Below are 13959 nucleotides of genomic sequence, written 5' to 3'. Positions count from 1 at the left end.
TCATGGCACCCGGCGCGGAATCCCGTCCCGGGAGCGGGGTCCCGTCCATGCCCTTGGGCCCTATAATACGTAGCTTTTCGACCTCGCCCCCGCCCATGGGAGAACTCGCCAAAAGCTTCGATCCGCGCGGGATCGAGCAACGCTGGTACGAATACTGGGAGTCCCGCGGGTATTTCGCCGCCCGCGACGAGCCCGATCGACCGGTCTTTTGCATTCAGCTCCCCCCGCCCAACGTGACGGGAACGCTCCACATGGGGCACGCCTTCCAGCAGACGCTGATGGACGTGCTGGTGCGCTACCACCGCATGCGGGGCTACAACGCCAACTGGATCGTGGGCACCGACCACGCCGGCATCGCCACCCAGATCGTGGTGGAGCGCCAGCTGGAAGCTGAAGGCAAGACCCGGCACGACCTGGGCCGGGAGAAGTTCGTCGAGCGGGTGTGGCAGTGGAAACAGCATTCGGGGGCCACCATCACCCGCCAGATGCGGCGGCTGGGCGTCTCGGCCAATTGGACCTATGCCGACACCGAGGGCCAGCGGGCCGGCTACTTCACCATGGACGCGCGCATGTCCCGGGCGGTGATCGAGGTCTTCGTGCGGCTCTACCAGCAGGGGCTCATCTACCGGGGCCAGCGCCTGGTCAACTGGGACCCGGTGCTGGGCACCGCGGTCTCCGACCTGGAGGTGGACAGCGAAGAGGAGGACGGCCGGCTCTGGGAAATCCGCTATCCCCTGGCCGACGGCTCGGGGGCGGTGGTGGTGGCCACTACCCGCCCCGAGACTATGCTGGGGGACGTGGCGGTGGCGGTCCATCCCGATGACGAGCGCTACCGGCATCTGGTCGGCAGAGGGGTCACCCTGCCCCTCACCGGGCGGACGATCCCGGTCATCGCCGACGAGCACGTGGACCCGGAATTCGGCACCGGGTGCGTGAAGATCACCCCGGCCCACGACTTCAACGACTACCAGGTGGCGGCGCGCCACGCGCTCGCGCCCTTGAACATCCTCACCCTGGACGCCAGGATCAACGACCAGGCGCCCCCGGCTTATCGAGGGCTCGACCGCTTCGAGGCCCGGCACCGCGTGCTGGAAGACCTGCGGGCCCAGGGGCTGCTCGTCTCCGAGAAGCCCCACCGGTTGAAGGTGCCCCGCTCCGGCCGCACCGGCGTCGTCGTGGAGCCCATGCTCACCGACCAGTGGTTCGTCGCCACGTCCGCCCCGGCCCCCGAGGGAACCCTCTTCCCGGGCAAGTCCCTGGCCCAGATGGCGCTGGAAGCGGTGGCGCGGGGCGAGGTCAGGTTTTTTCCCGAGCACTGGGCCACCACCTACAACCACTGGCTGGAGAACATCCAGGACTGGTGCATCTCCCGCCAGCTCTGGTGGGGCCACCAGATCCCCGCCTGGTACGACGAGCAAGGCCGGGTGTTCGTCGCCCGCACCGAGGCGGAGGCCTACGCCCAGGCCCGAGCCGCCGGCTATACCGGCCCCCTGCGGCGCGATCCCGACGTGCTCGACACCTGGTTTTCCTCGGCCCTGGTGCCCTTCAGCTCCCTGGGCTGGCCGGAGCCGACCCGGGACCTGGAGCTGTATCTTCCCTCCTCTGTGCTGGTGACCGGCTTCGACATCATCTTCTTCTGGGTCGCCCGCATGGTCATGATGACCAAGCACTTCACCGGCAAGGCGCCCTTCCGCCACGTCTATATCAACGCCATCGTGCGCGACGCGGAAGGCCAGAAGATGTCCAAGTCCAAGGGCAACACCATCGATCCCATCGACCTGATCGACGGGATTTCACTGCCCGAGCTGCTGGCCAAATCCACGGTGGGGTTGCTCCGCGCCGAGCACAAGGAGAGGATCGAGCAGTACATCCGCAGCCATTTTCCTGAGGGCATTCCCGCCTTCGGCGCCGATGCCCTGAGGTTCACCTTCGCGTCTCTGGCCACCTTCGCCCGCACCCTCAACTTCGACCTGAACCGCTGCGAAGGCTACCGCAACTTCTGCAACAAGCTATGGAACGCCACCCGCTTCGTGCTGATGAACACGGAGGGGCAGGATTGCGGGCTCGACGAGGGGGCGCCTGTCGAGCTTTCGGTCTTCGACCGCTGGATCGTCGGCCGCCTGCAACAGGCGGAGCAACAGGTGATCGACGCCCTGGCCGAGTATCGCTTCGACCTGGCCGCCCGGGCGATCTACGAGTTCGTCTGGGACGAGTACTGCGACTGGTACCTGGAACTCGCCAAGGTGCAGCTCGCCGAGGGGGGCGAGGCGGTCCGGCGCGGGACGCGCCGCACCCTGGTGCGGGTGCTGGAAGCGCTGCTGCGCCTGGCGCACCCCTTCATTCCCTTCATCACCGAGGAGCTGTGGCAGCGGGTCGCGCCCCTGGCGGGGAAGAAGGAAAGCGATACCCTTATGCTGGCGCCCTATCCCCAGCCCGACCCGGACAGGATCGACGAGGCCGCCACGGCCCGGGTACAAGCGTTCAAGGAGGTGGTGAACGCCTGCCGGCACCTGCGCAGCCAGATGGGGCTGTCGCCCTCCCAGCGGGTCCCTTTGCTGGCGGTCGGTCCGCGAACGCTCATCGAGGCCCATGCCGCCCCACTGCGGGCCCTGGCCCGCCTGTCGGAGGTTCAGGCGGTGGAGGGCAGCCTGCCCCCCGCCGACGCGCCCGTGGCCATTGCGGGCGACTACCAGCTCATGCTGAAGGTGGAAGTGGACGTGGCGGCCGAGCGGGCGCGCCTCGCCAAGGAACTCGCCCGGGTGGAAGCCGAGATCCAGAAAGCCCAGGCCAAGCTCGCCAATCCCAATTTCGTGGAGCGGGCGCCGGCGGCGGTGGTAGCCCAGGAACGCCAGCGCCTGGAGGCCTTCCGCGACACCCTGGACAAGCTCAGGGGCCAGATGGAAAAGCTGCCCCCGGCCTGAGCTTTTTCCCTCACCCCACCTTTCGGCGCAAAGAACGCAGCCACAGACGCCGTGTCAAGCGCACCCTGCTCGCAGGACGCCCCCTGATCAGCGCCCTTCGCCCCAGCCGAACTGGTCGCAGTAGAGCTTGAGCTTTTCCACGATCTCCTCCCGCTCGAAAAAGCGGTCGGCCCGGGCGAGGCGCGCCTGATCCCGGGTGGCCAGATCTCCGCCGAAGCACAAGATCGGCACGTTGAGCATCATCTCCATGCGCACCTGCTCGATGACCGCCAGCGGGTCGAAGGCCTGGGCTTCGTCCAGGTCGAGCAGGATGAACCGATGCAGCAGCACGTCCTGGTAGCCGCCGAGCGCCTCCAGATCAGTGCACTCGACCAGCGTCCACCCCGACGGCAGCGCGGCGCGCAGCTCGTCCAGCAACAGCGGGTCCGTGGTCATGACGATGAGCTTGCGCTCAAGGCGCGCTTTGACGGTGGGAATGGTCATGGCACACCGGCAGCGGCTTCGACGATGAACCGGGACCAGCGGGCCGAGCGATCCGCAGACAGCGCCGCCAGGGCCCTCTGGAGAGTGCCCTGATCGACCGGCAGGCCGGGAGTCGCCTCCAGACACGATTGCACCTCGTCGTCCGAAGCGGCGATGCGTGCGATGCGCTTGCGGTCGATCACAAGCCGCACCCACTCCTCGCCCGCTCGGCGTTCGATGAGAAAACGGGCCGCGTTGAGCTTGAGGCCGTGCCGGACGGCGCGGCGCGGGGGGGTGTACCAGGGCTCCTCCACCTCCTCAAGCGCCCCTGCCCGGGCGCAGAGCTCTTCATCGGTCAGAGTGGCCGTCTTTAGATGCCAACGGAGGCGCCGCGCACAAGCGCTGCGGAACGCTTCGAGCAACGCCTCTTCCGGCGGAGGCTCGCCTTCCCGTGCCCAGTCCGAGACAGCCTCGGTCAGTTCCTCCACCAGCCAGACCCGGAACGCTTCGCTCGGCGAGGCAACACAGCGGCCGAAGCGCTCGGCGGGAAAGCGATACAGGAAGCTCGATCCGATCACCGCGGCTCGTCCGATGCTGGCCGAGCCGCTGCCGGCGATCTTGCGCCCGCGGCACCACAGGTCTTGCTCCACGCGCTCCACGGCGAGCCCGAAGGAAGCGTAAGTGTCCAGCGCCGGCGCCAGCGCCCAGTCGCCCCATTGCGCGGGCCGCCCCCGGAACCGCGCTTGGGGCACTACGATGGCAAAGCAGTACTGGTCCGGATCGATCCACACGCAGCCGCCCCCCAGGGGCCGCCGCACCACCGGCACTTCCAGCTCGGCCGCCAGCTCAGCCTCGCGGGACTGGTGCTGGCCGATGCTGACATGCTCCGCGGCTTGACCCCAGACGATGGCAGGCGGATCGTCATCCTTCATGCACCTGGCGACCGCGGCATAAGTGGCGTGCAGGACCTCTCCTGTCACGAATCCCACGTTGATCAGTCGCGCGCTCCGCATCCCACGCCCTTATGATCCTTCCATCTCCGACACAGAAGTATTCCCCTGCCTGTGCTCGCCCGCTCCCAAAGGGGAGGGCGGTCGCCGCGGGGAGAGGACGGGCTTACCCATGGGCTTTGGGGCGGCGAGGTGGTATCACGCGCCGGCGCCGCGGCTTGGCAGCAATCCAACGCCAAAACACGAGCCCGACGCTTGGCGGGACGCCTACTGTTGCTCGCCCGCTGAACCTTCGGGACGGGTTTCGAAAAAGCAAGCAAAATAGAAGTCGCGCTGCTCCAACGCTTGCAAAGCCTTGACCCGCGCCTCCATGCCCTCGCGAAAGATGTCCGCCAAGTGACGCCCCTGCTCGCCATCGAGCACGTGGATCTGCCCCAGGAACGGATGCCCGTTCTGGTCCACCTCGTCTAAGGTGAGCACCCGAGCGGTCAACTCATCGGGCGGCGGCAGATACAGGAGATACGCTTCACAGTCGGGATCCTCCGGGTCCAGCGGGCACAGGACGATGCGGCCCAGCCAGGCGAGCCGCGCTGCCTGGTTGAAGTGCACGATGTCGAGCTTTTTTCCCTTGCGGTACTTATTGAGCTCGTTCTTGAGCCGGCTGATGTCGGTGAGGTTGATCTGTTTCATGTCGCCCGCGGGATCGCTCGCAGGTACTCCCATTCTACCGCGCGGGGCAGGAGGCGGCATCGCCCGGCACCTTGCCCACCAGGAGCAAGAAGCTCTCGAAGGGCCCCATGTTGCCCATCGCCTCGAAGCGGGGCCCCTCGAACTGCAAGCGGTTGAAGAACATGGCGCGCATCGGGCCGTATTCGCCGCGGCCCATCTCCTGCCAGCGCTTCGTCTCCGCCCACATCAGGTAGTCCGCCGACGAATCGAGCTTGGACTCGGCTGCGCCGCCGTAGACGCACAGCGCGCTGCCGTCCTGCTCGCTCACCCGCAACTCGATGCGGAGGCTGTCCGGGCAGTCCTGGCGGTAGAGTTGCATGACCTTATAGCCACGGCCGGCATGATTCTTGACCCATCCCGATTCGACCAATTGCCGGGTGAGCACGGGGTCGGCATTCCACGCGGCGCACAGGGCCCGGGCCCATTCAGTTGACATCAAAACCGGCGCCGGCCACGCCGCCGGCGCAGCCGCCAGAACAAGCGCCACACCGAGCCCCACCTTCCTGGCCATCTCTCCTCCTTTATCGAATTGAAGCGCCCCAACCCTCCTTCCCGGGGGCCCCCGAGCCTCGGCGCCCGCGCCCCCCTGGAAGCCGAGGCCGAAGCGCACGCGAGCCGCTCACATCCTCCAGCTATAGGCGACCCCGATCGAGTTCTGATACATCTTGATGGTCTCGGTCGTGGTCGGCGGTGCGCCGAAGTTGGTGAAGAACGACTGGGCCGTGACGCCGGTGTTGAAGGCATGCATATAGAAGAATGTCCATTCGCCGCCCGTCGGTGTCACGTACGTCGCCCCCAGGGTCACGTGGTCCCGGATCACCCCGGGCGCCAGGATGTTGATGGTGACGTCCTGGGCCCGGATCGGGTTGTCGCTGCGGTTGTAGCCGGCGCGCAGGGTCCAGCGCTGGTTGTACTGGTACTCCACGCCCAGCTTGAACACGTTGACGTCCTGCCAACCGAAGCCTGCTCCGTTCGAGCCGCCCAGGCAGTTGGAGAGATTCCCCCCGGCGCAGCCGAGCAACAGGCCGCTGGGGTTGCCGACCGATTTCACGTCGCTGTAGTTGATGCGCTGGTAGTCAAAAGCGATGGCCAGCTTCGGGGTGGCTTGCCAGGCGATGCCCACGTTGTAATTCTCGGGGATGTCGAAATCGCCCTGCTCAGCGAAGAGGCCCTTATACTTGTCGAACTCGTCCATGTAGATCTTGGTCGCGTAGGCGGCGCCCACCGAGAGGCCTGGTGCGAGCCTGCCGAAGTAGCCCACGCGCACCCCCGCGCCGACGGAGGTCTCGTGCCCGCGGTTGGTGAAGTTGGCGGGATCGGTGGAAAAGCCGGCGAACGCCTGGAGCCCCTTCGCCGCGAAGCGCTGGCCGGCGAGGAGAGGCGCCACGCCGATGGAATGATCGGGGTGGAACTTGTAGGCCAAGGTGGGGGCGATGATCACCTGGGCGAGATCGACGCCCAGGCGCCCGTCGCCGCACAGCAGGTTGTAGCTGGGCTTGCCCGGGTTGAACGCGGCGCAGGCGCTCGCCGCCGGAATCTGGCCGCCGGGATAATCGGTGTTCATGCCGCCGTTTCCATACACGGTCACGCCCAGCGCGAGATTGGGGGTAAGCATCCAGTTCACCCCGAACTCGGGAATCAAGAAAAACTTCCGGTCGCTTTCCGCGGTTCCGTCGATGCCCGCCACTCCGCTGCCGAAGCGGCTAGACTCCCGGATCGGGCTGAAGACCATGGCACCGATGCCGACGTCGAGGCGGTTGCCGAGAAAGGCCATGCTGGCGGGATTGTTGGCGCCGCCGAAGGCATCGACGGCCCGGGCCGTCGCCGCGCCCCCCATGCCCTTGTTCTTCATGCCGTAGCCTTCCTGGAAATAGCCGTCGGTGGCGAGGGCGGCGCCGGACAAGCAGGCGCAGCCCAGGGTGAACGCCGTGGCCAGGGTTTTCCTCTGTCTCCTCATTGTTGCCCTCCTGAAAGTGGGCTCGAACGAGCCGTTTTTCCACGAACATCCTAGGGTTATTTTTATTAAATTTCAATATTATTCATTGCTAATGTCAACTCTGCTTTAATACCTTGAAAAGACTGCCTCTTTATTCACTAGGTACCCGGTCCTCGCTCCGCATCTGGCGCCGGACGATGGCCACGTCCCGGCGATTCAGGGCGAAAGGGAAGGAGCGGATATCGGTCGGGCTAGAATCGCCGTAGGGGCGGTTGCAGGCGGAGACTTCCTCGTCGTCCTTGCCCGGGCAACCGGAGGTGCGGAAGGGCTTGCCCGAACGGATCAGGGCCTCCAGCTCGTCCTCGGGAAGCCCGAAGTCAACGACCCGCCCCGCCTCGTCGAACTGCATGTCGTCGATACGCCCGCCGGCGTAATCGATGATGAACCGGGCAAGCTGCACCCGGCGCCACTGGGCCCGGTCCACCGGCGGCCAGTCTTCCATGAGGGAGCCCCGCTCCGGGAAAAAGGCAAACATGTGGTTGTGCCCCCCCATGTCCTTGATCCGCTGCGCCACGGTGAGGATCTCCCGCTCCGTCTCCCCCAGGCCGCAGATGAGATGGGCGCCGAATTTCTCGGGGCCGAACACCTCGGCGGCCCACTCGATGGCCTGCCAGTACTTTTCCCACTTGTGGGGACTGTCTACCCCCTTGCCCCGGGTGCGGTCGAAGATGGTTGGCGTGACTGCGTCCAGGGCCACGGTGAAGATGTCCGCGCCCATGGCCTTTAGGCGCTTCAAGTCCTCCTTCTCCATGGTGGTGGGATTGGAAAGGATGGACACCGGAATGTGCTGGATTTCCCGCACCCATTTCTCCAGGAGGGCGAAGGTGTCCTGGTCCGAATTCGGGTGGGTGATCATGGAAATGCACATGCGCTGAAACTGCCCCCGGTCTTCCGCGGCCTTCACCCGCTCGATCACTTCGTCGTAGCGCACCGTGGGCCAGTCCACGCGGATGAAATTCCGGTCGGCGTAGTCCCGGGCCTCCTCCCGGTGCCGGGCGAGCCCGCAATAAGCGCAATTGGCCCGGCAGCCTTCCGGATAGGTCACCAGCAGGTTGAGACAGTGGGTGCAGGCGGTGCGGTACATCCGCCCGGGGACGAGCCCCAGGGTGATGGCCGCGGCGGTGCTCATCTGCACGTACTCCGGCGAACGCATCTGGGGGGTTTTGATGTGGTAGTTGGGGCGGTAGAAGCGGATCGGCTGAGCTTCCGGCACGGCGTTCATCTGTTTTCTCCTTCAAGCGAAATACTCTGCAAACGCGATCCAGCCGCGACGGTGGAACGCGTCGGTCCGGGCGCTGGGCGTCCGCCACCCGGCGCTCATCGCCCGTCGCCGGCGCACCGCCCGCGCCACCGAGTCTTCGAACTGATCCCGCACGTCCTCTTCGAAATCGGCCAGCGCCCGGGCTCGGCCCGCGAGGACCTCCGCCGCCGCTTGTCCCGCGCGCTCCCCCGAGATCACCGCGGCGGGTATGCCCGCGCCGGTGATGGGGTGAGTGAGGCCCGCGGCGTCGCCCGCGAACAGCACCGGACCGTGGACCAGCGCCGGGCGCAAGCCCCCCACGGGAATCGCGCCGCCCGTACGGGACGCGATTTCGCGGCCCACCCGGCCTTCTTCCTGCAGCCGGCGATGGAGCGCTTCCAGGGGCCCTTTCAAGTCGGGGGCGAAGGCCCGGTCCAGGCCCAATCCCAGGTTGGCCCAGGGCCCCTTGGGGAAAAGCCATGCGTAGCCGCCTGGATAGTCACTCGAGAGCCAGACCTCGGTGACGGCGCTGGGCCGAGTGAGGGGCACCGTGTACTGCCGAGTCTCCACGCATTCCAGGGACGATAATCCCAAAGCCTGGGCCACCCGGGAACGGGGCCCGTCCGCAGCCACCAGGAGCTTGAACTCCACCTCCAGCGGCCCATCGGGCCCCTCCGCCCATGCCCGCCGCCGGGACAGGTCGATGCCTGCAAGGCACGTGCCCGTCTCCACCTGGGCGCCCGCCGCTGCGGCCGCCCGGACGAAGGCCTGGTCGAAGGCCGCCCGGTCCACCATCAAGCCGGGGAATGGGGTGCGCTCCCCATGCCCCGAGGGCAGCCGGCTTTCCATGGCTTCGATCCGCTGCAAGAGCACCCCGGGGTCCCGGGTCCAGCGGCCGAGGGGCAATGGCACGAATTCCGCGCACTGCACCGGCAGGCCCACCACCCGCTTGCGCTCCAGGGCGATCACTTGGAGCCCCCGGCGCGCCGCCGTCCACGCGGCTGCGCCTCCTGCAGGGCCCAAACCGACCACCAGGAGATCGCAGCGCCGGACCATTCAGGAGGGCTCCTCCTGGGAGGAGGGGTATCGGGACGCGAGCGCTTTGCGCACCACTTGGGCAAAATCGGCGGGCTTCAGCATGAGCAGGTCCACGGACCGCCCAGCGAAAAAAGCCTCCACGCGCTCTTCCAGGCGCTCGAGGGGCGCATCTTTCAGGTGGGCTTCCAGGTCCATCACCGCCCGCCGCGGCCGCACGAAAAAATCTCCGGTGAACCAGACCTGCCTGACCCGCTCGCCCGCGGCGTCATAGAGGACGGCGGCGCGCACCAATCCCCCGGGGAACTTCGCTGCCGCCTCCAGCAGGGGCTGCTCCGTTCTGGGGCGGGTGAGCAGGTGCACCCAGTCGGGATGATCCATTTCCGCCAAGGCCTGACGATAGCGGGCCTCCTCCGGCGGCGTGAGCCCCGAGGGGACGAAATCCACGCCGAAGGCCCGGGAGAACGCCTCGGCGAGACGGGCCTTGATGTCCGCAAGGGGCGGCGCAGCGCCCAGCAGCTCGGCGAGGCTCGTCACCCGTTCCCGGGCGGAACCGATCGCCTTGTCCGAGAGCTTGTCCGCGGGGATGCGCAGCACCCGCAGCATGCGCTCCACGTCGAACTGGATCAGCAGGGTCCCCTGGTACATGAGCGCCTCCCCATCGAAAGCGCCGCCCGTGCCGGAGATCTTGCGCCCGCCCACCTCGATGTCGTTACGCGGCCGGTACCGGGCATCGACGCCGAGAGCGCGGATCCCCTCCGCCGCCGCTTCGCAGATGCGTCGGGCGATGGCAGCCATATCCGCCGTTCCCAGCTCCCGCCGGGAGAGGTAGAGTTCCCAGCCGAGCTGGCCTGGGTCCATGTAGATGGCGCCTCCGCCGGTGATGCGCCGTTGCACGGCGATGCCCTCGGCGGCGCAGCGCTCCAGGTCGAGCTCCTGCTCGGCGCTCTGGTGGTAACCGAGCAGCGCTGACGGGAGAAACTGGAGAAACCGCAGCGTGGGCGGCGCCTCACCCGCCTGGCGCGCCTCCAGCAGGGCCCGGTTGAGGGCCATGTTCTCCGCCGCCCGGCGAATCCCCGTATCGAGCAAGCGCCAGCGTGCGGTCACGGTCCCCCCTTCAGCCCGGCGATCCCGACACCACGACCCGGATTCCGGCGAGCCCGCCGGCACCGGCCGGGGGTCGGCTGCGCCGTCGTTCCTCTTCGATCACGCGATCGAGGTCGATCGTGAGACCCTCGCTGTCGCCCTCCAGGGCAAGCACTTCGTCCCCCACCGTGATGGAGCAGCAGGCGGGCGTCACCCGCACGTCCCGCCCCAGGCGCGCCGCCAGCTCCACCATGCCGTCCGCAGGATGAGCGATGCCGTTCAGCCCCGCCAGCACCGCGTAGGCGTCGATCTCGGTCTTAGCCCGGCCCGCTGGGCGGGCGCAGCCCAGGAGGATCGGCGTGTCGGGCAGGGCCTCCCGGGCGTCCATGAAAAAGGCCCCCACCTCCTTCGGGTCCGGCGTGGCGAAGGGGCGGTGCGCCGGCGCGTAAAAGGGCATCACCACCACCAGCACCAGCGCATCTGGCGGATGGCGCTTGAGCATCTCCAGGGCGTTCCACTCCCCCAGGAGCCGACCGTAGTGCAGGCCAATCACGATATGGGGCACCACCTTGAGGGAAGTCTCGGTAAGGTACGCCAGGGAGGCCTCGAAGTCCTCCACGCCGCGGCGCAGGTGGTAGACCTGGCGGATGGTGTCCTGGGCGCCGATCACGTCCATCATGGCGGCGTCGATTCCGGAGTCTTCCATGCGCCGGGCGATGTCCCGGTCCACCAGCGCCGTGTGCAGCGCGATCTTGAACCCGGGGAAGGCGTCCTTGATGCGCCGGATCACGGGGTAAAAAGGCCCGTACTCCACCTCGTTGCGGTGGTTGGAGCCGCCGGTGAGGAGCATCCCCCGGGCGCCCGCGGCGATCTGCTCGTTCACCACTTGCCACAGGGCTTCGGGCGTCCTGGCAGGGATCATGGGCTCCAAGATCTTGGCCTTGCAGTGGTCGCAGGCGAGCTTGCATTCGGGCCCGGTGATGGACACGGCGGGCCAGGCGCTCTTGCCGCAACCGGCGATCTCGGAGGTGGCGTAGGCCTTGAACGTGGGGGTATAGAAATTGATCCCGTCTATGCGCTCGCCGCTGAGCCTGCCGTAGCGGGAGGCCATGCCATCGACCAGCCGGGGATCCAGCTCCAGGTCCTCCAGCGCCTCCACGCGCTCAACGATGCTCAACCAGTCGGACATGAGAATTTCTTCTTTTCTCTATGCCTCCGTGGTTGCATCCTCATGCTCAAGCGCAACCGCCGAAACCGTCGGCCTGCATCTTGGCCTCGAAGGCCTGGGCGGCGGCCGCCCCCGTCTGGAGGTTCGCCGATTCCGCATCCCACTGGCTCGGCTTCATCTTGACCAGCCAGCCGGCGCCGTAGGGATCCGCGTTGATGGTGCCCGGCTTCGCCTGCACCGCGTCGTTGATGGCGATCACCTCGCCCGAGACCGGCGCCTTGACCGGACCGACCCACTTGCCGGACTCCACGGTGCACACGGACTTGTTGAGTTCGACGTTTTTTCCCACCTTCTTTGGCGTATACGAGACGATCTCCCCCGCCAGCGCACAGGCGTAGCTGGTCAAGCCGACGGTGACGGTGCCGTCCGCCTCCCGGCGCGCCCACACGTTGTTCTCCACGTTGTAGTACAAGTCGTCAGGAAAGTTGCAGCCTCGCACGGTCGCCATGTCGGTTCCCCTTTATTTGTCGTTCAGAAAAACATGGTCTTGTCGCAGCCGAGGATCAGGTCCGCCAGGGCCCCCGCAGGAGAGATTTCGTCCACCTCGTCGATCACCTCTTCCACCTCCAGCTCGTAGCCCGGCATCGCCGGCTTGCACAGGTGGAGCCTGACGCCCGCCGCCTTCGCCTCGCGCATGAACTCGATGATTTTCTTACCGCCTTTCATGGCGGTCAAATTCTCCGGCACACCCTTCTGGGCGAGCAGCACCCCCTCCATGGTGAGGAAGATGCGCACGTCCGCGTCCATAGAGGCGAGGAGGGCCCCGATGTAGAACGGCGTGGCGCAGCGGTGGGGCGTGCTGGGGCCGCTGGTCATCACGATGACCACCCGCTGCTCCCCGTGATCCAGGTAATGGGACTCGGCCATCAGGACGAGGGCCTTTCGCAGCGGATGTCCTCGCGCCGGGCCCGGGCGCAGTAGCCCGTGCGGGCCGCCTCGCCGGTCACCAGGCCTTCGAGGGCTTTCTCCAGATCGCCAGCGGGCCGCACCCGGGCGATCCAGGCGTCGAAGGGAGCACGATTGAGCAGCGCCGGATCGTCCAGCACTTCGGGGTTGGCCGCTTCGATGGTGCAATCGAAGGGATTGGGCACGGGCCCCGCCCACTTACCGCTTTCGATGGTGGCCACGGGCTTGCCGGCGGGCCGCAGCGTCCCCGGGCGGCGCACCCGCACGTGCAGGATCCGGCCGGCAATGGTTTGGGAGAGGTCGGTCATGCCCACGGACACCGTCCCGTCGTTCTCCACGCGGACCCAGATCTGGTACTCCCCATCGTAATACAGCTCGGGTCGAAACTCGCAGCCATTGCACTCCATGGCGGTCAGCTTACACGAGCCTCCAGCGCAAGGCACGCGTGCCGGCCGTGCAGGGGCGCCTACCGCCGACCATCCATCACCGGAAGCTCAGATGATCCCTTTTTCGTGCAGGAAATCCAGCGAGTCGCTCACGTTCTCGTGAATCCCGAGCTTTCTCGCCGACAATCCCATGGCCAGGCCCAGGAGCTGGGTGAAATAGAGGATCTTCACGCTGGTCTTGATCCCGAACTGGGTCTCGGCGCGCACCTGGTGCATCTCCAGCCCGGAATGGCAGGTGGGGCATTCGGTGGCGATGACCTCGGCCCCCGCTTCTTCGGCCGCCTGCAGCAGGTTGAGCACCAGTTGGGTGGAGGTGTCCGCGTCGGACAGGGTATGGGCGCCGCCGCAACAGGCGGTCTTCAGAGGGAAGTCCACGTTCACCGCTCCGGCCGCCGCCAGCAGATCGTCCATGAAGTGGGGCTTATGGGTGGACTCGGAGCCCGGCCCCCGGTCCTTCTCCGGAAAGATCTGCCGCGGGCGCGTGTACATGCAGCCGTAGTAGTTGGCCACCCTGATGCCGTTCAGGCTCTTCTTGAGGCGCGCCTTGATGCCCTCCGGGCCCAGCTCCTCCATGAGCCATTCCAGCAAGTGAAGGGTGCGCACGTCCCCCTTGTACACCGGATCGTCGGCCTGCCGCGCCAGATCCTGCACGGTCTTGAGGGCTTCCTCGGAGGTGGCCAGCTCGTATTCGGCTTTCTTCAGGTTGTGATAGCAGCCGTTGCAGGGCGCCATCACGGTATCGAACCCCATCTTCACGCCGGCGATGGCCAGGTTGCGCGCCGACATGTAGGTCTGGAGCATGGGATGGACGTTCTTCACCTCCATGGCCCCGCAGCAGTTCCAGTCCTCCAGATCGTGCATCTCCAGCTCCAGCGCCTTCACCAGCGCCCGGGTGGAGCGGTCGTAGGGACCGCCGGAGCCTTCTAGCGCGCAGCCGGGGTAATACGCCACTTTGGACAT

14 protein-coding genes are annotated in these 13959 nt (G+C 66.9%); 1 reads left to right on the top strand and 13 read right to left on the bottom strand.

Going from position 1 to position 13959, the window contains the following annotated elements; genetic code table 11:
• The first annotated feature begins 95 nt into the window (after nt 1–95).
• A complete protein-coding gene (locus tag ACTFO6_RS00300; RefSeq protein WP_439932773.1) occupies nt 96–2921 on the top strand; it encodes a valine--tRNA ligase in 2826 nt (941 codons plus the stop codon).
• 87 nt (nt 2922–3008) lie between these two features.
• Here the strand turns inward: ACTFO6_RS00300 and ACTFO6_RS00295 are convergent, their stop codons facing one another.
• From ACTFO6_RS00295 to ACTFO6_RS00235, 13 genes are all read right to left on the bottom strand, one after another.
• Nucleotides 3009–3404, bottom strand: a complete 396-nt coding sequence (locus ACTFO6_RS00295; protein WP_439932463.1) for a hypothetical protein — start codon at nt 3402–3404, stop codon at nt 3009–3011.
• Complete coding sequence (locus tag ACTFO6_RS00290; RefSeq protein ID WP_439932462.1) at nt 3401–4396, bottom strand: lipoate--protein ligase family protein; 996 nt, start codon at nt 4394–4396, stop codon at nt 3401–3403. The genes ACTFO6_RS00295 and ACTFO6_RS00290 overlap by 4 nt, the downstream gene beginning before the upstream one ends.
• Before the next feature lie 204 nt (nt 4397–4600).
• Nucleotides 4601–5023: a hypothetical protein gene (locus tag ACTFO6_RS00285; protein WP_439932461.1), complete on the bottom strand. Its 423-nt coding sequence runs from the start codon at nt 5021–5023 to the stop codon at nt 4601–4603.
• A 34-nt stretch (nt 5024–5057) separates the two neighbouring features.
• Entirely contained in the window at nt 5058–5573 is a 516-nt protein-coding gene (locus ACTFO6_RS00280) for an SCP2 sterol-binding domain-containing protein (RefSeq protein ID WP_439932460.1), read from the bottom strand.
• A gap of 108 nt (nt 5574–5681) precedes the next feature.
• Nucleotides 5682–7019 carry an OmpP1/FadL family transporter gene (locus tag ACTFO6_RS00275; RefSeq protein ID WP_439932459.1) on the bottom strand — a complete coding sequence of 446 codons (1338 nt, stop codon included), beginning with the start codon at nt 7017–7019 and terminating at the stop codon, nt 5682–5684.
• 130 nt (nt 7020–7149) lie between these two features.
• Nucleotides 7150–8280: a radical SAM protein gene (locus ACTFO6_RS00270; protein WP_439932458.1), complete on the bottom strand. Its 1131-nt coding sequence runs from the start codon at nt 8278–8280 to the stop codon at nt 7150–7152.
• Between the two features lie 12 nt (nt 8281–8292).
• Nucleotides 8293–9354, bottom strand: coding sequence for a geranylgeranyl reductase family protein (locus ACTFO6_RS00265; protein ID WP_439932457.1), 1062 nt, complete (start codon nt 9352–9354; stop codon nt 8293–8295).
• Nucleotides 9355–10386, bottom strand: a complete 1032-nt coding sequence (locus ACTFO6_RS00260; RefSeq protein ID WP_439932772.1) for a lipoate--protein ligase family protein — start codon at nt 10384–10386, stop codon at nt 9355–9357.
• 64 nt (nt 10387–10450) lie between these two features.
• Nucleotides 10451–11608: a radical SAM protein gene (locus ACTFO6_RS00255; protein WP_439932456.1), complete on the bottom strand. Its 1158-nt coding sequence runs from the start codon at nt 11606–11608 to the stop codon at nt 10451–10453.
• A 46-nt stretch (nt 11609–11654) separates the two neighbouring features.
• Nucleotides 11655–12095 carry a glycine cleavage system protein H gene (locus ACTFO6_RS00250; RefSeq protein WP_439932455.1) on the bottom strand — a complete coding sequence of 147 codons (441 nt, stop codon included), beginning with the start codon at nt 12093–12095 and terminating at the stop codon, nt 11655–11657.
• Nucleotides 12096–12118: 23 nt separating this feature from the next.
• Nucleotides 12119–12514 carry a DsrE family protein gene (locus ACTFO6_RS00245; RefSeq protein ID WP_439932454.1) on the bottom strand — a complete coding sequence of 132 codons (396 nt, stop codon included), beginning with the start codon at nt 12512–12514 and terminating at the stop codon, nt 12119–12121.
• Nucleotides 12514–12960, bottom strand: a complete 447-nt coding sequence (locus tag ACTFO6_RS00240; protein ID WP_439932453.1) for a glycine cleavage system protein H — start codon at nt 12958–12960, stop codon at nt 12514–12516. Before ACTFO6_RS00240 ends, ACTFO6_RS00245 begins: the two co-directional genes overlap by 1 nt.
• Nucleotides 12961–13047: 87 nt before the next feature.
• Nucleotides 13048–13959, bottom strand: a complete 912-nt coding sequence (locus tag ACTFO6_RS00235) for a CoB--CoM heterodisulfide reductase iron-sulfur subunit B family protein (protein ID WP_439932452.1) — start codon at nt 13957–13959, stop codon at nt 13048–13050.

The organism is Pelomicrobium sp. G1, assembly GCF_051905455.1.
Taxonomy (GTDB): Bacteria; Pseudomonadota; Gammaproteobacteria; order Burkholderiales; family UBA6910; genus Pelomicrobium.
The sequence above is the reverse complement of the archived record's forward strand: the minus strand, read 5'-3'. Positions and strand labels throughout refer to the sequence as shown.